Origin of the sequence: Treponema sp. C6A8 (assembly GCF_000619925.1) — a bacterium.
In the GTDB taxonomy this organism is placed as follows: domain Bacteria; phylum Spirochaetota; class Spirochaetia; order Treponematales; family Treponemataceae; genus Treponema_D.
In genome coordinates this window covers 74,264-92,592 of the sequence record NZ_JHVB01000002.1, presented here as the reverse complement: position 1 = coordinate 92,592, position 18,329 = coordinate 74,264, and the positions used below count along the sequence as shown (strand labels likewise).

The 18,329-nt window shown below is 42.5% G+C and carries 12 protein-coding genes; 8 read left to right on the top strand and 4 right to left on the bottom strand.

What is annotated here, in order from left to right:
* Positions 1-8: 8 nt before the first annotated feature.
* Complete coding sequence (locus tag T530_RS0104150) at positions 9-2,744, bottom strand: BspA family leucine-rich repeat surface protein (protein WP_027727938.1); 2,736 nt, start codon at positions 2,742-2,744, stop codon at positions 9-11.
* A 385-nt stretch (positions 2,745-3,129) separates the two neighbouring features.
* On the opposite strand from T530_RS0104150, the gene ndk reads away from it, so the two are divergent.
* From ndk to ffh, 3 genes are all read left to right on the top strand, one after another.
* Positions 3,130-3,573, top strand: a complete 444-nt coding sequence (ndk, locus tag T530_RS0104145) for a nucleoside-diphosphate kinase (RefSeq protein ID WP_027727937.1) — start codon at positions 3,130-3,132, stop codon at positions 3,571-3,573.
* A 159-nt stretch (positions 3,574-3,732) separates the two neighbouring features.
* Entirely contained in the window at positions 3,733-4,839 is a 1,107-nt protein-coding gene (locus T530_RS0104140) for an NAD(P)H-dependent glycerol-3-phosphate dehydrogenase (RefSeq protein WP_027727936.1), read from the top strand.
* A gap of 14 nt (positions 4,840-4,853) precedes the next feature.
* Positions 4,854-6,293 carry a signal recognition particle protein gene (gene ffh, locus T530_RS0104135; protein WP_027727935.1) on the top strand — a complete coding sequence of 480 codons (1,440 nt, stop codon included), beginning with the start codon at positions 4,854-4,856 and terminating at the stop codon, positions 6,291-6,293.
* 36 nt (positions 6,294-6,329) lie between these two features.
* Here ffh and T530_RS13470 read toward each other — a convergent pair whose 3' ends face one another.
* A complete protein-coding gene (locus tag T530_RS13470) occupies positions 6,330-7,055 on the bottom strand; it encodes an isoamylase (RefSeq protein ID WP_156011529.1) in 726 nt (241 codons plus the stop codon).
* A gap of 377 nt (positions 7,056-7,432) precedes the next feature.
* Here T530_RS13470 and flcA point away from each other — a divergent pair, with 377 nt between their 5' ends.
* A complete protein-coding gene (flcA, locus tag T530_RS0104125; protein WP_027727934.1) occupies positions 7,433-12,070 on the top strand; it encodes a periplasmic flagellar collar protein FlcA in 4,638 nt (1,545 codons plus the stop codon).
* An 8-nt stretch (positions 12,071-12,078) separates the two neighbouring features.
* A complete protein-coding gene (locus tag T530_RS0104120) occupies positions 12,079-12,693 on the top strand; it encodes a diacylglycerol/polyprenol kinase family protein (protein ID WP_027727933.1) in 615 nt (204 codons plus the stop codon).
* 15 nt (positions 12,694-12,708) lie between these two features.
* Here the strand turns inward: T530_RS0104120 and T530_RS0104115 are convergent, their stop codons facing one another.
* Complete coding sequence (locus tag T530_RS0104115) at positions 12,709-13,527, bottom strand: hypothetical protein (protein WP_156011527.1); 819 nt, start codon at positions 13,525-13,527, stop codon at positions 12,709-12,711.
* An 89-nt stretch (positions 13,528-13,616) separates the two neighbouring features.
* On the opposite strand from T530_RS0104115, the gene T530_RS0104110 reads away from it, so the two are divergent.
* The 3 genes from T530_RS0104110 to T530_RS0104100 all read left to right on the top strand — a co-directional run bounded on the left by T530_RS0104110 (position 13,617) and on the right by T530_RS0104100 (position 17,792).
* Entirely contained in the window at positions 13,617-14,324 is a 708-nt protein-coding gene (locus T530_RS0104110) for a DUF2259 domain-containing protein (protein ID WP_027727931.1), read from the top strand.
* 87 nt (positions 14,325-14,411) lie between these two features.
* Positions 14,412-15,449 (top strand): hypothetical protein, encoded by a 1,038-nt coding sequence (locus T530_RS0104105; protein ID WP_027727930.1) that lies wholly within the window; start codon positions 14,412-14,414, stop codon positions 15,447-15,449.
* 30 nt (positions 15,450-15,479) lie between these two features.
* Entirely contained in the window at positions 15,480-17,792 is a 2,313-nt protein-coding gene (locus T530_RS0104100; protein ID WP_027727929.1) for a U32 family peptidase, read from the top strand.
* On the opposite strand, the gene T530_RS0104095 is transcribed toward T530_RS0104100, so the two are convergent.
* Complete coding sequence (locus T530_RS0104095) at positions 17,789-18,229, bottom strand: single-stranded DNA-binding protein (RefSeq protein WP_027727928.1); 441 nt, start codon at positions 18,227-18,229, stop codon at positions 17,789-17,791. The two genes, T530_RS0104100 and T530_RS0104095, sit on opposite strands and share 4 nt — an antisense overlap.
* Between the last annotated feature and the right edge of the window lie 100 nt (positions 18,230-18,329).

Genomic DNA, 18,329 nt, shown 5'->3' with positions numbered 1-18,329 from the left:
TTTCTCTCTTATTTTGCCGTAAAATATCCCGGATTTGAAGTTCCGCCGTCTATGTGGGCATAAGTCTTATCTATTACAGAAGAATTGTAAGTTGTGCCGCTTCCACCTATAAGTAATGCACAGTATGCGAACATTTCATCAGATGCTGTTACAGCTGTAGTTACAAATCCTGAAGAAACTGTAATTTTTGTTAAAGCGGTATTGCTTTCACCTGGCATATAGAACATCTTTGACATATTCGTAACTTTAGAAGTATCAAAATCGGACAAATCAAGTTCTGTGAGTTTCTTGCAATTTGCAAACATTTCTGACATATTTGTAACTCTTGAAGTATCAAATCCGCTTAAATCGATTGTTTCATAATTTGGACAACCATCAAACATACTTGATGAATCAGGATTCAAGAATAATCTATCTTTGTCTCCTGTATAATAATAATTTTTACCGCCCTGGCTCCATACCGGATAATATTTTTCTCCATAATCCAGATATGCAATTTCATTTGCAGAAACACTTGAATCTGGCGGTGTCGAACTTCGTTCAAAAGAAGTATTACTATAAGCATCAATAAAGAAAAGTTTACTGTTAATGTCAGAACCAGTTTTTAAATGCTTAGGACCTGTAAAGTAACCAGGAGAATCTTCAGAATCAATTCGGGCATAAGTTTTGTCTGTTTTGCTTGAATCGAAACTTGTTCCCAGTCCGCCCTTTAAATTAGTAGCAGATGTACTGAACATGCTTGTTGAATTTGTAACAGAACTTAAATCAAAGGAATCACCAACCAGAATCATAGTAAGATCCGTAGAACATCCATAGAACATTTTGCTTGTATTTGTAACTTTACTTGCATCAAAGTAAGACAAATCAATGCTTGTAAAGCGTCTGGTTGTACTGAACATTTCACTTGAATCGGCATTAAGTATCAGTTTTCCTCCACCGCCATCAGTAACACCACCAGCATAATATTTTACGGCAGGAGAAATACCGCTGCCGTCATACCATACAGGAACATGTTCTGCCGCAGTATCAAGATAATATACAGTGGTTCCTGCATCAGGCCCTATTGAACTTGCTTCAAACGGCACAGTAGAATTCCACGGTAAAGCAGAATTAATCGCTGAACCTGTTTTTATCATGATCTCCAAAGGAGAAAGCTTTCCTTCATTATTAAGTGTCCAGGTATTTCCGAAAGTATCATTATTTATCGTAAATTTAGAATAATTACTGCCCGCAGCCGTTCCTGAAAGAACAGCCCTTCCGTATGAGTATGATTGCAGTGTTACTGAGGCTACAGGCGCTTCATGTTTAAGAGTTGAATTAAGGTCGATGTAAGTTCCATCCACAAGGTAAATGTCATTTTCATCAACTGCGCTGGATGGAATGTAAACATTGCCTGTCAGTTCCATCGTTGAGCCGGAACCGATGTAAATTGCACCGCCATTTACTGCCTTATTCGAAATTAAATGACAGTCTTCTATATATACAGTACCTCCAGTCGCCAAACTAATACCGCCGCCTTTATACATGGCATTTCCCTGTCCGTTCTGAATCGTAATTCCCTTAAACATTACCGGCTTTGTCGTAGAAATATCAAAAACCGTGCCATTTGCATCGCCGTCAACTACTGCGGCATTATCCATCAGTTTTGAAATGGTAAGAGATGTCATGCTTGTTGTAGACACAGTTACATTATCTTTAATAGTACCGACTACATAAATCGTGTATTCGGCATCTGAAACATTGTTTTCAATAATTTTATTGATTGCGCCGGTCACACTTGCCAGAGGGTACCAGGCGCTTCCGTCGTTGCCGTCATCAGGAGCAGCTGAATCTGAAAAAATCCTGTTCTGGGCTACGTAAAAAACATTTCGCTTCCAGCTATTTAAATCTGCTGAATCTATCTGAAAGTTACCGCTTGCATCAATAACCGAACTTGAAGAGGAGCCTGCAACCCATTTATTTGTCGTTACAAAAGGATAAACAGTCATCGCTTGATTTACAGAATAAACAATCTGACCGTTTGTGTCCTTAAAATTGATTGTCAAATGATAATTTCCTGCCGGAAGATTAGGAACGTTGATTGCAGAAGTTGTAATTGAGCCGCCCTCTGCCATTGCTGTGTCCCAGGCTGCCTGTTCTGAAGCAGTACCAAGTTCTACTTCAATATCAGTTATCGAAGAATCAACCGTGACAGGCAGGTTTACATCTCCGCTTCCGCTAGCTGGCTGAAGGAAGAAGTTTTTTGAACTTACCGGATGTGATGAGGAAATTGTATCTTCATAGGAATCAGAAAGAACCTGTTTAGAATCTGCTTTTCGCTTTACTCCCGCAGTAATTTTCCATCTATATCCTGATTTCAAAGCAATTGTATATGACAGTTTCCCAGACGCATCAGAAGAAACTGTGCCGTCTACACTCTCAGCAGGCGAAACTCCCATGGTAGAAGCCGAAACAAAATATATGTAGCTTGAACTTCCTGATGAAGAAGTGTCAGGGCTAATATTGGGCATGGCTGCGCGGACATCATCGTTTTCCGCCGCCTTTGAATCATCAATCTGTAAAAGCTGAGTTGACTGTCTGCCTGCAGATGAATCAATATTTCCCGTGATATAAACTATTGAATGAGATTCTGTCTGGGCATTTTGATTTTCAAAAGAATCATCTACAAGATTTGTGCAGGATATGGAAAGAGCCAATGGAATTAAAAAAAGAGAATAGTGTCTTTTAAAAAGTGTTTTAAGCACCGGCTAACCTCAAATAAGTTTCCCTCTACCCACACTTTTTACAATAATTAATTATAACATATATTTGTAAAATACACTATGAAAAAATAAATAAGGCATGCAGAAAAAGATTCATCTGGAAAGGAGAGTTTTCCCTGTCTCAGTGTCAAAAACATCAAAGCCCTTTCGAAAAAATGTTGTACCCCGTGGAGTTTCAGCTTGAAACTGGTGCAGTTTCAGTTTGAACCTCGTGCAGGTTCGAGTTGAACTCCCACGAAGTTCAGAATTTTTTAGAAAGACTAAGAAACTTTTCTTCAAAGAGCCGGGACCTTTTTATCAGTGCGGCAGAATGCTTTTTTCATAAATCTTGAAACAAGGGGATTTTTTTGGTTATAATATTAGAATTATGACACGATGTTTTACTATGTTGAAGCCGGGAGTTGTTAACCGCCGGTTGGTTGGCGAAGTTATTTCTCGCCTTGAAAAAAAAGGTTTTAAGCTCGTAGGTTTGAAAATGCTTCATCCTTCAAAGGAAATTGCAGAAGCACATTATGCAGAGCACAAGGGAAAACCTTTCTATGATGGACTTGTAGAGTACGTTACTTCTGGTCCAGTTGTTGCAATGGTATGGCAGGCTGATAACTGTGTTGAATTGATCCGCAAATTCTGCGGCGCTACAAAACCTGAAGAAGCAATGCCGGGTACTATCCGTGGTGATTACTGTATACACACAGCACGCAATATCATTCACGCGTCAGACAGTGATGCCAGCGCAGAGCGCGAAATCAAGCTCTGGTTCAAAGACGAAGAAATTTACGACTGGAACGACGCAGAGGCTGGCTGGTATTAGCCGATAATGGAGGAAGCGTTAAAAACAAAGCTGCGACATACCGAAAATAGCAAATCCGTTAAAAAAAATTGTACGACAGTGCAATTTTTTAGGATTTACGAGAAAATGGTTCGGTGCGAGACTATGCGAGCACCGGCATAAAACAAGAAGGCGATTGTAATGAGTAAAAAATCTGTTGGAGTAATCGGCGGCGGTGCCTGGGGTACAGGATTGGCACAGGCTCTTGCGCGCGGAAATCACGATGTTCAGATCTGGGCATTGGAAGAAGATGTAGTAAATTCAATCAATAACGAGCATGAAAATAAACGTTTTCTTGCAGGCTACAAACTTTCCGAAAAACTTACTGCTACTAATAATATCATTGAAGCTGCGACTGGAAAGGATTTCCTCATCATTGCATCACCTTCTTTGTTTTTGGCAAGTACAATTAAGAAGATTGTCGATGTTCCTAATATCAAGAACGGAAAGACAGTCATCGCTTCATTAACAAAGGGCTTTGTTCCTACAGAACATGGTCCTAAGTTGATTCTTGAAACAATGGAAGAAGTCCTTCCTGCCTGCTACAAGGGAAAAACCGTTTATGTTGCAGGTCCTAGCCATGCAGAGGAAGTTGCAATGGGCAAACTGACAGGACTTGTTTCTGCTTCTGCCTATCCACGCAACTCAATCAAGGTTCGCGAGCTTTTGAGAGTTCCAGGCCTTATGGTTTATTCCAGCTTTGACGTTATTGGTGTTCAGATTTGTGCCGCTGCAAAGAACGTTGTTGCCGTTGTTTACGGTGCGATGGATGCAATTGCAGAAACTTCTGATACCTTTGGTGATAACACAGAAAGCCTTTTGATGGCTGCCGGCCTGAATGAAATTCAGATGCTTGGCTTTGCAATGGGAGCAACCCATGCAGAAACATTTACGTCGATTTCCGGTGTAGGAGACCTGGACGTAACCTGTAAGAGTAAATACGGCCGCAACCGCCGTTTCGGACAGGATTTAATCAAGACAGATATGCTTTCAAAGTTCAAGGATATTGATGATTTGATAGCAAACGTTGCAAAAATCGGCTACCTTCCTGAAGGTGCCATTGCCTGTAAATACGTTCACGAAATTGCAAAGAAAAAGGGCCTTAAGCTCATGATTTGTAACGGACTTTACAGGATTTTGAATAAGGAAATTACTCCTGAAGACTTTATGAACGAGCTCTACAATCAGGGAAAGAAAGTATATGTAAGACGCAAGAATGTGCGTAAAATTCAGCCTGACGTAAGATAATAAGGAAAAGAAAAATGCTTGAAAAACTTTCATCAGCTTTTAGCGGAGTTGTAAAAACTTTAAGTGGTAAGTCCACAATCACGGAACGTAACATCGAGGACACAGTAGAGCAGATTAAAATGGCTCTTCTTGAAGCCGATGTAAACCTTCGTGTTGTACGCCGCTTTGTAAATTCTACTATTGAAGAAGCTAAGGGCGAAAAAGTTCTTAAAGCCGTAGATCCTGGTCAGCAGTTTGTAAAAATCATTTACGACAAGATTGTTGCCATGCTTGGTGACACAAAGGTTGACCTTCATCTTAAAGGACCAGATACCCAGTCGGTTATCCTTATGCTCGGTTTGCAGGGTGCCGGTAAAACTACAGCTGCCCACAAGCTTGCGGCAAAACTCCTTAAAGACGGAAGAAAGCCTCTTCTTGCTGCCTGTGACTTAGTTCGTCCTGCCGCTGTTGAACAGCTTTCTCAACTCGGAGAAAAAATCGGCGTTCCGGTTTTCAAGGAAAACTCTAAGGATGCCGTAAAGAACGCAAAAGAAGCAATTGATTTTGCCCGCCGTAACGGAAACGATACAATCATCATCGATACTGCCGGACGTCTTCAGATTGATGAAGATATGATGGCTGAACTTGTAAAAATCAAGAAGGTAACTAGCCCGGTTGAAGTGCTTCTTGTTGCCGATGCAATGACTGGTCAGAATGCTGTTGAAATTGCCAAGAGCTTTGATGAGCAGCTTGGCCTTACAGGTGTTATTCTTACAAAGTTCGACTCAGATGCCCGCGGTGGTGCGGCACTTTCTCTTAAAACAATCACAGATAAGCCTATTCTCTTTGTGGGAACCGGTGAAAAAACAGAAGATTTTGAAGTATTCCACCCAGAGCGAATTGCCAGCCGTATTCTTGGCATGGGTGATATCGTTTCCCTTGTTGAAAAGGCACAGGAAACTGTTGATCAGGAAGCTGCCCTTAAGATGCAGAAAAAGCTTCAGCGCAACGAGTTTACTTTGCAGGATATGCTTGAACAGTTCCAGCAGGTTAAAAAAATGGGCAGCATGAGTAAGCTTCTGGAAATGCTTCCTGGCATGAATGGAATTGACCCAAGCCAGCTTGATATGAGCGGCATGAAAAAGAACGAAGCTATCATTCAGAGTATGACATACAAGGAGCGCCTGAACCATCTGATTATTGGTCCTAGCCGCCGCAAGCGCATTGCAAAAGGTTCCGGAACCAGCGTTGCAGACGTAAATAAGCTTATCAAGCAGTTTGAAAAGACAAAACTCATGATGAAAAAAGTAAGCCGTAACCGCGGTCTCCAGGGCAAGATGATGAATCAGCTTGGTCTTGATCCGTCTATGATGGGCGGAGCCGGCGGCATGGGCGGCCTTGGTGGACTTGACCCTAGCGCATTAAAGGGCATGGATATGAATAAGCTTCGCGAAATGGCGAGACGTTTTAGATAGAGAAAATCCTAAAACCTAAAACCTGACACCTATAACCTAATTCACCCTAATCACGCTGGCGCTTCGTCCGTCGGCGGTGTAGATTTTTTCCGGGTTGGTGTTGTCCAGAATCGGGGTGAGACCCAGATAATAGTTGTAGTAATAAACGCCGGTGGTCAAAGGCAGTTCGAGCTCGTAAAGGCCGGGCTGGATTTCTTCAAGCTGGTAAATCCAGGGATCCCAGTTGGTGAAAGTGCCGGCAAGATGAAGTTTGAGGCCGCTTTCCCCCTTGTAAATGAACTTTACGGTGTCATTTGGAGTCGCCTCTGTTTCAATTTTTATCTGACCGAGATTTTCCAGTTTAGAAAAGTACAAATTTACCTGTTCATCGTATTCCTTGTTTGGGTTGAGCGGGTCTGTGGTCCAAAGCCCGTCGATTACAAGGCGATATTTGAGCGTGTCAAAACGATGCTGGCGCTGATAGCAGTAAAAAAGGTGCTTGCGGGTTGAGACACCTTCGTCATCAGTATTAGAAAGCACCTGGAAAGGGTGGATAACCTGATAATTTTCAAAATCAAATGCAATTCCAACCGAGCGGTTCTGTGTGTTTGCCGTAAAAATAATGTAATCTTCAGTTACAATCGGCTCGCCCGGTTTTTCGATGTTGTGCAAAAGAGTATCAAGTTCAAAATTCTGATAGTTTGCCGGAGCCGCCGCAAACCCCATCCCCGTGCAGAAAATCCCTGCCAGTGCCGACACCAAAACAAATTTTGTCATTTTCATACTCACAATATCGGCAGCTGGCGCCGGAGATTTAGGGATTTTTTAAGGGAGTAACAAAATTATTACTTGGGAAGACGAAAAAAATGACGGAAGGAGAGGAGCGTGTGTCAAAAACACTTTGCTTATTGCGGTCGCGAAAGCGGCCAGTCATATAGTTACTTTGCAATAAGCAACGAGTAGCGCATTATTGCGCGGTTTTGACACAGGCTCTTCGACTGTGAGTCATTTTTTTGTTTGCAATTGTAAGATATTTTTTCTTTCATATATAAGTAACATTTTGTTAAAGTGCCCCTTAAAAAATTCCGTTAATTTACAAAGAAGAGTGGGGAAAAACAACTCTCTTGTAATATTGAAGTGTTGTGGGGTAAAATTACACTATGCCAGGCTTGAGCCAACTTAAAAAGTTTAACAACGACATGCTTTCTCTGGGTAACGAAGTTACCGTTCGTGCTACTCGTGGCGAAAAGCCTGTAAAAGTCGAAATCCCGGCTACAATCCCAGATGTTGATGATTCCGAAGAATTCGTAATCGGAATGCCGATGAAAGAAGTTGCCAAGGAAGAGGCCCCGGTTCAAGAAGATTTTTCTGATATTACCGGAGTGGGCGCTACTGCAGCTGAAACTTCCGGCGGCGACGACTCTTCTGAAGCTCCAGCTTCTGCCGCTCCTGATATGTCTGATTTGCTTAATCTTGGAATGAGCATGGGCGGCGATGATAATGGCGAAGGCGGCGGTGACATGCCTGACCTTTCCATGTTTGAAGACGAGCCGGAGCCTGAACCGGAGCCAGAGCCCGAAGAAATCCCGATTTCAGATTTAGGCCTTGATGCCCTTCTTGCGGGTGCTGGTTTTGACGAACCGGAGCCAGAGCCCGAACCTGAACCAGAGCCTGAGACGCTTGATGAAAGTCTCCCTGAACTTGATGATTTTTCTTCTGATGGCGGTCTTGCCGACATTGGCGAGCTTGATATTCCTGGCATTGAAAAAGAACCTACTCAGAAAGATATTGACGCTGCTGCCGAGCGCCTTGACCTTGATAATTCTTTCGCCGATGATTCAGCGCTTCCTTCTATGGAAGGGCTTACAGGAGAGGGTGAAGCAGATGCCCCTGAATTCCCTGCTGAATCATTTGACTTTGATGCCGACAATCTCCCTTCTCTTGACAGTGAATTCGACTTAGGCGACCTTCCTGTGTCTGAAGCTGAGTCTGAGAGCGCACAGGAGCCGGCTACTGCAGAGGAAGTTTCCCCAGATGCAGACGCCTCACTTGAAACAGAAATTGTCCCGGAAGCTGATGCAGTTTTGGATAATATCCCTGAACTTAATGAGCACGGAATTATAGAAGCAGAGGCTGAAGCCGTTCCTGAAGCAGAGGGTGTGCCAGAGGCAGATGCAGCTCCATCGTCATCTTCTTTTGATGTTTCAGATCTTGATGATTTGAACCTTGATGACATTCCTGAAGTTGAAATCCAGGCTCCAAAACCAAAAGCCAAAGCTTCAAGCATCTTTGGTGAAATGGCTGAAGAAGATCCTTTCGATGACTTTGATTTGAGCGGCGGTTTTGATGACGACGAAGAAACAAACATTCATCCGGAAACAAAGTCTGATAAAAAAGAAAATACTCCAAAACTCTTTGATAATACAGGTATTAATATAGAAGAAAATGCAGAAGATGCTGCAAGTCTGGATGAAATCCCGGTAGAGGATATTACTCCGGCAGAAGAAGCTGCTCCGGCACCTTCTGTTGAAGACATTAATTTTGACGATCTTACCCTTGATGGTCTTGATATAGATGGCTTTGATGATATGGGAAGCGGGGAAACTGAAAACGCCGCTCCTGCAGAAGAAAGCCCGGCTGAGGCTGCAGAAGAAGTTTCAGACGCAGCTGAACCAGTAGAAGCAGAGCCAGAGTCTGCTGAAGAAGTGCCAGAGCCTGCTTCTGAAGATCTTACAGAAACTCCTCTCGAGAATACAGAAGGCGCTGACCTTTCAGCCGCTGATTTCAACCTTGATGACATGGACTTTGTCGGTACAGAGCCTGCAGAAAGTGAAGCCTCTGAACTTCCATCTGATGAGCTTGCAACAGACGCAGCTCCTGCTGACGAAACTTTTGATACCACAGGTCTTGATGACCTGAATCTCGACGATATGGATTTCGGCATGGCTGAGCCAGCTGAAACTCCTGCAAGTGAAGAAGGCGCAGAAGCTGCTGAGCCGGCAGACGCAGGCGAAATGGCAGAAAGTTCAGAAATATCAGAAAGCACTGAGCCGGAAGAAGCTGCAGATACAGAAATGCCGTCAGAAGATGGAGAGGCTGCTGAGCCATCAACAGCAGACCTCTTTGACCTCAGCGATATGGATATGCCTTCCTTTGACGAGACTCCGGCTGCAGAAGAAAGTGCTGCTGAAGCTCCGGCAGAAGAAGGTGACCTTTTAGCTGGTGACCTGAACCTTGATGACATGGATTTTGGCGGAGCAGATGCCGCTGAAAGTCCTGCTGAAGACTCTGACCTTTCAGCCGGTGATTTGAACCTTGATGACATGGACTTCGGCGGTGCAGACGCTGCTGAAACTCCTGCAGACGGTACTGATGCTTCTGGCGACAGCTTCAGTCCGGACAGCCTCAGCCTTGACGATATGGATTTCGGTGCTCCAGCCGGCGATTCTGGCGAAGAAGTTTCAATGCCAGACTACACCGACGCCGTTGCCGAAGAAGTTTCAGACGACGAAGACCTCAGCCTTGATTCCCTCAATTCAGGCATAGAAGAATCTGACGAACCTGTAGAAGCCTTTGATACTACCGGCATGGATGACATGGACTTTGGTATTTCAGATACCGACAGTCAGATAAACGAAGATGACTTCCTTGGCGGCGGTGATGACGACTTTGTAATTCCAGGCTTCTCAGAAATCGAAGAAGAAAAAGAAGAACCTGCTCCAAAGGCAAAGAAAGCCCCTAAAAAGGCAGAACCAGAAGAGCCTAAATCAGATCTTGATGAACCGGATTTCTCAGAAGCTATTCCGGGCGAAGAACTTCCTCCGAATACACTTTCTGACGCCCAGTACAAAGTCTTCCTAAAAAACTTCAGCGAATATCCGCTCAATGTTCGTCTTGCCTTTGAAAACTTTATCGTTCAGGACGAATTTACAGAAGACGCCGAATTTGAAGTAATTGAAAAAATCATAAACAAGGCTCCTGCCCGCCAGGTTGCCTCAATGCTCGAAAAGATGCTGGATATTTCAATTCCAGTTCCTCGTGATTTTGAGCACCGTTCAGCAGAAGAATACGAAGCCTATAAAAAGTCGCTTTCTTATCAGCTGCGTAACAGAATTATTCCTGGCTTTATCGTAGGCTGCGCCTTAATTCTGGTTGGAATCGGACTTTTCAACTTTGGAAAGAACTGCATCTACAAACCTCTTAAGGCACACTCCCTTTACAAGCAGGGCTATGCTCTTTTGCAGGCAGAAGAATATCCTCAGTCAGAAATCAAATTTGACGAGGCTGTACAGTACCGTCTCAGCCGACCTTGGTTCTTCAATTATGCCCGCGGATATCGTGAACACAAGCAGTATCAGCGAGCAGAGAAAATGTATCAGAATATCCTCATGTGCTTCCGCCACGATAAGGAAGCCGGTCTTGAATATGCCGACATGGAACTCAATGATATGGTAAATTACGAGCGGGCCGAAGAAATTGTACGCCGCGAAGTTCTTGATTACCACATCAATGATGCAGACGGAATCCTCGAGCTTGGAGACATCTACCTTGAATGGGGAACAGAAAAAGACCCTTCTAAGTTGGATTTAGCCCGCGAACAGTATGCTTCACTTATGCAGCTTTACAAGCCTAATAATCTCTATCTTGCCCGCATGATGCGCTACTTTATCCGTTCGGACAAACTCCGTCAGGTTCTGGAAATCCGCCAGAACTTTGATGAAACTAAGGAAAAATCGCTTCCTGCAGATGACTGGACAGAACTTTCAGGCTATCTTCTTGATAAATACTATGGACCTCTTCCTGCAAGTCAGGAATATCTGCGCTTCCAGATTGACGGACTCCGCCGACTTCTTTTGACTGCGGCTCATGCAAATCCTGAAAATCCTGTGGCTCTCTACAATCTTTCTAAGTACTACGTGCTTTCTAACGAAAACGAAAGGGTAGAAAACACCCTCAAAAATACACTTAAAAAGTTTGACGCTGCCAAATCTATCAAGCGCCGCGACCTTTACAAGTACATTGATACATACAAGCTTTTGGGCGAACATTACGAAGCAAACGGAGAACATGTTCAGGCTCAGGAGCAGTATGCTGAAGGTATTTCCCTTTATACTCAGGAACGCGATAACGCCGGCTTTGAAGGTAACAAGGATATCGGAAAACTTTATGAAGACATGGCAGACTTGAAGTATTTTATTTCTGCTGATTATGATGACGCACTCAAAAATTACATGTCTTCTGTTGAACTTGAAAACGACAGCCCTCAGATCCGTTACCGAATCGGTTATATTCAGTATAATAACGACAATCTTGCCGAAGCCCTTGGTTCATTTATGAAGGCCGGTGACGGAAATATCAAGGAAAAGAACCTTATGCTTGCCATGGCAAATACACTCAGCCTGCGCGGTGATGACTATGCTGCCGAAGGTTATTATAATCAGCTGGTTAAGCGCCTTGATGAAGAAGTTCTTGACCGCCAGATGGTATTCCCTCAGGTAAACGACAGCGATTACGACATTGTAAATACATATCTTTCTGCTGCAAACAACTATGGTGTAACTCTCTACCGTCTTGCAAAACGAACCGGAAACAGCAGCCTGAACGCAAAATCAATTGTTCAGTTCCAGCAGTCAGTTCGTGCCTGGGATGCGCTTACTCGTAACCAGAATACACTTTTGCGTCTGGGCGGAACAAACCTTGCAGAGCAGAATATTAAATATGTAACTCACAATTTCTCTGAATATGAGCCTGCAATTTATACAGAAATTCCAAAGACTCTGACTGATAAAGAGAGGTAAAAATACAGATGCAGAACAGCATTCAATACGGAATCTATTTAAGACAGAAAGCAAACTCACTTGCAAAGGAACTTTTTAGAAAAAGCATTCATATCTGTTCAAGTTTTGTACCCTTGTTTTTAGGACTTGCTTATTATCCGACTTTGTGGCTTCTTGTATTTGCTCTGGCTGGTTATTCTTTGTGTGAATTTTTACGTCTTAAAGGAGTTACAATTCCTCTGGTTTCAAAAGTAACTGAAGTTGCAGCACGTAAACGCGACGAAAACCGTTTTGTACTTGGCCCTGTAACGCTGGTGATTGGAATTATCCTTGCGGCCCTGCTATTGCCGCCGGAATGCGCTAAGGTTGGAATATTTGCGCTTGCATTTGGAGACGGCCTGGCAAGCCTTTCTGGCAAGTTAATAGGAAAAATTACAATTCCTGGAAGCCACGGAAAAACTGTAGCCGGAAGTCTTACCTGCTTTCTTGCAGTCTATATTGCCACCTTCTGCTGCTGTCAGAACTGCTACGTAAGCCTTCTTACAGGTTGCGCAGCAATGATTCTGGAAATGCTTCCTCTTTCAGACTTTGATAACGTTTTAATTCCAATAATAATCGGCCTTTTCTTTGGCCTGGTAAGTTAAAATCTCTCAGTCCGCTTAGGAATTCCACAAATACTGATTGTGGAGTTCCTTAAAGTAAAGGACTGTTCCCACTGCACTGCAAATTACTCCGATTACCAGCTGAAAAAGAGTAAAGCAGTGCTTTAGAATCAGCGAGCCCAGACCCATTATAAAAAATCCCACAGTAGTAAGCTGCGAAAGTTCTCGTTTGTAATTGTTCATGCTCATAGAGGCAACTGAAATTATAATTGCGATGATTATAAAAAGTCTTAAAACATTACTGAAGGCATAGGCAGAAGCATAGCTTGGAAGCAGAATGCCTGTATTAATTGGAATAGAAAATGCCACAAAAGTGCTCACTACAATAATGATGACGCAGTTTTGTTCAAGATTCTGCCGGTACTCTTCTGCAGAAAAAAGCACAAGGGCAAGCAGTGAAATAGGACCTAAAATAGTACCCGTCAGCACAATATTATTTATGACAATCAGGGCTGTTGTGTAAGTTTCTGCAAGCTGAAGAAGCGGAATGAAAATTCTTGTTGTGTCCATAAGAATAGAAAGCAGGAACAGAAGAAAATAGCCAAGTTCCCCGGACTGAGTCTTGTAAAAGGCGTAAAGAATTATAAAACTTGTTCCGCACAGATAAATGAATTCAAAGAAAATAGCGCCGAAGGTGAAATATGGCCTGTAGCCGAATATAAAGGATGTTGAAAGATTTGAGCTTGCTGTAATTTCGGGAAGGATAAAAGATCCGGAAAACTTTTGATAATGGAAAAATACAAAATCAAAAATAAGAAAAAAGAGCGAAAGAATGAAAAATCCCATGTAAAAACGATTTCTAGCTTTAATTGTCATAATAAAAAAAATAACGTTAAAGACTTTTTCTGTAAAGCCGAAAATAAAGTGATAGACCACAATTAAAAGGATTTTTTACGGGAGGATTTATGAAAAAATCGTTCTTGTGTAGTTTAGCAGTTTTACTGGCTGCCACAGCATTGAATGCGGGGGATGTTGCCTCTTTTGTAGATAAAGGATTTTCAGCAGACGGAAAATATTATGTTTTTGCTCAGTACGGAAAAGTTGATAAAAAATTTCAGGCCTGGGCAGAAATCTTCCAGGTGGATATTGCCGCTAACGATTATGTAGATTCCGGTGTATTTAAGACCCGTCCGACAGGAGCTACTGCAGATAAAAACGGTAAAGATGTTTACGAAGAGCTTGAAGCAAAAGCTGCCGGCTATCTGAATGCCCTCAATTTGAAAAAAGCAAATGCAGAGCATGTCCTTTATATCCTTGATGATGTAAATAAGACTGGAACTGATGAGATTATATTTAAGGATTTTACAAGCGCAGATTTAGATAATCAGAATTCCTATAGAATTACCCTGGTTCCTACAATCACAGGAAAGGGAAAAAATGCGCGTTCTTCTTTCTATATTAATCTTGAAAAATTTGATGCAGACGGTTACCTGCTCAGCACACAGAGAATTGGTTCTCCTTCAATTACTCGCAAGGGTGTTACAAACTATAAGATTGAACGCATTTTCCGTGATGAATCGGGAACAAACCTTATCTTTGTAATTGAAAAACATTATGAAGATGATGCAGGACTTTCTGTCCGCTATATGATAGAAGCTGCAAAAATCAGATAAAAATTTCAGATTTTTTTCAAAATCATTTCCGAATTTTTGATGTCTGCGGATAGTATATATGTAGAAATCAAAAAAGAGAGGAAATGAATGAAAAATCTAAAAACGATTATTCTGTCTTTTATTCAGACGGCATTGATTACAGGCATTACGCTTTTCAGCGTAATGCCTTTTTCATGTAAGGTGACTACAGAGGGTATTCAGCTTGTCGGCGGGGATTATGCTTCTCCACAAATTGAAAGCATTGAAGTAGTAAGCGAAAAGTCTTTGAGAGTTACTTTCTCAGAAAAGGTGAAGGTTTCCGGGGCCGTGCTTTCTCCTTTTATGGAAGGCATTTCTGATTCCATTGAACATTCGGAAAACATAGAACTTTCTACTGCCTTAAAAGCAGCTTCAGGCGGCTACGGAAAAATTCCTGTTACGGTTGATAATGAAGATGACGGCGAAAGTCTTCTTTTTAATTTTGCGTCACCCACCACCGTCGGGAAAGCTTACGAGCTTTATGCTGTCGTAGAAGATCAGGTTGGAAACACACTTACTTTTGCAACTAAATTTTCCGGTTATAATCCCCGTATTCCAAAGCTGATTATGACAGAAGTCTTTATTTCAAATGAAAGCTCAAATAAAACTAAATACCGGACGGAATTTGTAGAGTTTCTTGCCCTCAGCGATGGAAATCTTTCTAACCTTAAGCTTTACAGTGCCTCAAAAGGAATTGATAAAGGATACGATTTTCCTTCTGTTGAAGTTCGTAAAGGAGAAATAATTCTTGTTCATTTGAGAACAAAAGGCGAGGGCTGTATTTCTGAAGAAGGGGAAGATTTAAGTCTTGCAACAGGCGGAAATTCTAATAATGGAGTTCGGGATTTGTGGAGCGCCAATACAGAAGCCTGCCTTACAAAAGCTGCGGACACTATGGTTTTGATTAACGTAGGAAGCGGACAGATTCTTGAGCAGATGTCTTATGATGAATTTACAAATGAAGTAAAAAGCTCTGTTACAAAATCCCTGCAAAGGCAGGATTCCAAAAGAATATATGAAAAGATGAAATCCCAGGAAATTGAATATCCGCTGCCGGCGGGGGCTTCAAGCTGGAAAACAGACACTTATTCTCCGGGAACATTGTAATTATTCTTAAAATTATGTTAAACTATCCAAATGGTTGAATTATTAGCTCCTGCGGGAAATATTGAATCTTTGGATGCAGCAATCGGCGAAGGTGCCGATGCAGTTTATTTGGGACTGAAGAGTTTTAACGCGCGCCTTAGAACATCAAATTTTGCATGGAATCAGTTTGAGGCGGCTGTAGAAACTCTTCACCGTCAGAACAAGAAAATTTACGTCACAGTTAATACAGTAAGCGAAGAGCGTGAAACAGAACGCCTTTACCGCTTTTTATCTTATCTCAATGAAGTTGGACCAGACGGCCTTATTGTGCAGGATTATGCAATCATGCGCATGGCTCAGGAATTCTTTCCGAATATGGAACTTCACGCTTCTACTCAGATGAACGTAGAAAGCACCGCTGCCGTACGCCTTTTGCAAAAGCAGGGCCTAAAGCGCATGGTTCTTGCACGCGAACTTGGGCTTGAAGAAATTCAGAAAATTAAAAACGAGACAGGTGCAAACCTGGAAGTTTTTGTTCACGGAGCCCTTTGTGTAAGTGAATCAGGCCTTTGTCTCTTTTCAAGCTTTTTGGGCGGAAAGTCTGCTAACCGCGGAATGTGTGCCCAGGCCTGCCGCCGCTACTACAATGCAGAAGTTTCAGGCGGAATTAAGAGCGGTTATTATTTTTCTCCCTGCGATTTACAGCTTATTGATCATATTCCAGATCTTATGGAAGTCGGTGTTGATTCTTTCAAGATTGAAGGCCGCATGAAGAGTGCTGAATATGTCGGCAGTGTAGTTGCAGCTTACCGCTACGTAATTGACCACTATAAGGAAGATAAAAAAGGCGCAATTGCAGCCGGCAAACGTATGCTTGCTTCTGACTTTGCGCGCTCAAAAACTGATTACTGGTACGGCTTTAAGACTCTTGATGATGGCGTTAAAAACTCTGCCCAGAAGATTTTGAATCCTGACCAGGCTGGCGGAACCGGTATTTATCTTGGAAAAATCTCTGCAATTAAGGCAGCACCTCGTGAGCTTGTAGAAGCTATCCGCGCTAATGCAAATCCTGATACTCCTCAGGAGCAGATAAATGTAAAAATGGCCTGTCTTTCCGGCGGTTCTTACGACCCTGATCCGGGTGATTCAATCCGCCTTCATAAAAAGGATGATACAGGCCGCGTAAGCCATAAAATCCGTTCTGTAGAACTTGACGAAGAAAAAGGAAAACGCTGGATTGATATTCCGGGCGGCTTTGCTGTTGGTGATGAAGTTTATCTTTTGCAGATTAAGTCTGGCTCAAAACGCTATCAGCGAGTTTTACCGGGTGACCTTGGCCGTTACCGCAAGCAGCCGAAAGACGAAATGCTTCCGATTCTTGACCTTACACCTGTAAAAGATAAGGAGCTTGCTTACTTTCCGGACGGCATATATGCCCAGGTTTCTTCTATTGCAGACGTCTTTGCAGTTCAGGGCTTAAAGCCAGTTCGTCTCATTCTGGAATATAACTCAGAAACTTCTTATGACCTTTTGAATCATAAGACTGTTCTGCCTTTCTCTAAAAAGCAGATTTTTATTTCGCTTGATCCATTCTGTAGTCCTCTGCAGGAAGACCAGCTTAAAAATGAACTTACAGCCCTTGTTGAAGACGGTTACAAGAACTTTGTCGTAAACAATCTTGCCCACATTCAGATGCTCAAGTCTCTTGGCGTGAATATGATTGCAGGACCTTACCTTTATACATTCAACCGCTGGGCAGTTTCATGGCTTGAAAACCTGAATATCGGTGCCTTTGTTTCTCCGTATGAAAACTCCCGTAAAAACCTGGAAGCTACTTACGAAGAAAAAGTACGCTCACGTGTCCTTGTGCCTGTTTTTGCCTATCCGGCTCTCTTCCGCATGCGCTTTAAGATGCCGTCAGATTATGATTTTACATTCTTCTCCGACAAAGAGGAAAAGATGTTCAAAATCAGCTCTACTCAGGACGGTTCTTTTGTAATGCCGGAAGAACCTTTCAGCATTGTGGATAAGGTTAATATTTTGCAGGGCGCCGGCTTTAAGAAACTCCTTGTTGATTTTTCTAAAACAAAGGTTTCAAAAAGCCAGATTAAAGCCATTATGACTTCGCTTATCAAGCAGCAGCCTCTCCCTGAAATTTCCAGATTCAACTGGAAAGACGGTTTTTATAATCCTGAAAAACTTGAGGAATATAAAGCTGCCGCTGAACGCGCCGCTGCAGCAAAGGCAAAAGGTGCTGCCCCTGCAAAGGGGCTTACCCCTGTAAAGGGGCCTACCCCTGTAAAGGGGCTTACCCCTGCAAAGGGCAGACCTGGCGCTAAATTCAAAGGACGAAAAAAGCGCTAGAATACGGTTTCTTCTGCAGTATCTGGAAGAGCCTGTGAAGTTTCGCTGCTTCCACCTTCCTCTTCTGCAGAAGTGCTTTCTTCTTCAGTGGTCATTATGGAATTGTTGAACTTTGGTTTGTATTCAATGTGTTCTGCAACAACATAAACCCTGCTTGCACTTTTTCCATCCTTATCTTTCCATCTGTCCTGCTTGATTCGTCCCACGACTCTCATGCCCTGACCTTTATCAACCTTCTTTTTACAGTATTCCGCAAGCTTTCCATAAGCTTCCACATCAAAATACGACACTTCAGAAACGCCTTCGTTATTGCGGCTCTTGTACCAGCGGTTTACTGCAACCGGAAATCTGCATACAAAAAAGCCTGCTTTAGGCTCTGAAAATTCTGCCTTTTTTACGGCATTTCCTTCAATAATCAAAGAATTCAACTGATTCATATAAAACCTCATACATTTTAGTTTTGCTTTTCCGGCCAGAAAAACACGTTGAAATTCAACATATATATACTTTCCAAGATGATGAAGTTTTGACAAAAAT

Excerpts from the sequence above, each read along its gene's own strand:
- T530_RS0104120 (WP_027727933.1), top strand. The coding sequence starts at position 12,079 with ATGCAGAACAGCATTCAATACGGAATCTATTTAAGACAGAAAGCAAAC.
- T530_RS0104140 (WP_027727936.1), top strand. The coding sequence starts at position 3,733 with ATGAGTAAAAAATCTGTTGGAGTAATCGGCGGCGGTGCCTGGGGTACA.
- flcA (WP_027727934.1), top strand. The coding sequence starts at position 7,433 with ATGCCAGGCTTGAGCCAACTTAAAAAGTTTAACAACGACATGCTTTCT.
- T530_RS13470 (WP_156011529.1), bottom strand. The coding sequence starts at position 7,055 with ATGAAAATGACAAAATTTGTTTTGGTGTCGGCACTGGCAGGGATTTTC.
- ndk (WP_027727937.1), top strand. The coding sequence starts at position 3,130 with ATGACACGATGTTTTACTATGTTGAAGCCGGGAGTTGTTAACCGCCGG.
- T530_RS0104105 (WP_027727930.1), top strand. The coding sequence starts at position 14,412 with ATGAAAAATCTAAAAACGATTATTCTGTCTTTTATTCAGACGGCATTG.
- T530_RS0104115 (WP_156011527.1), bottom strand. The coding sequence starts at position 13,527 with ATGACAATTAAAGCTAGAAATCGTTTTTACATGGGATTTTTCATTCTT.
- T530_RS0104095 (WP_027727928.1), bottom strand. The coding sequence starts at position 18,229 with ATGAATCAGTTGAATTCTTTGATTATTGAAGGAAATGCCGTAAAAAAG.
- T530_RS0104100 (WP_027727929.1), top strand. The coding sequence starts at position 15,480 with ATGGTTGAATTATTAGCTCCTGCGGGAAATATTGAATCTTTGGATGCA.
- ffh (WP_027727935.1), top strand. The coding sequence starts at position 4,854 with ATGCTTGAAAAACTTTCATCAGCTTTTAGCGGAGTTGTAAAAACTTTA.
- T530_RS0104110 (WP_027727931.1), top strand. The coding sequence starts at position 13,617 with ATGAAAAAATCGTTCTTGTGTAGTTTAGCAGTTTTACTGGCTGCCACA.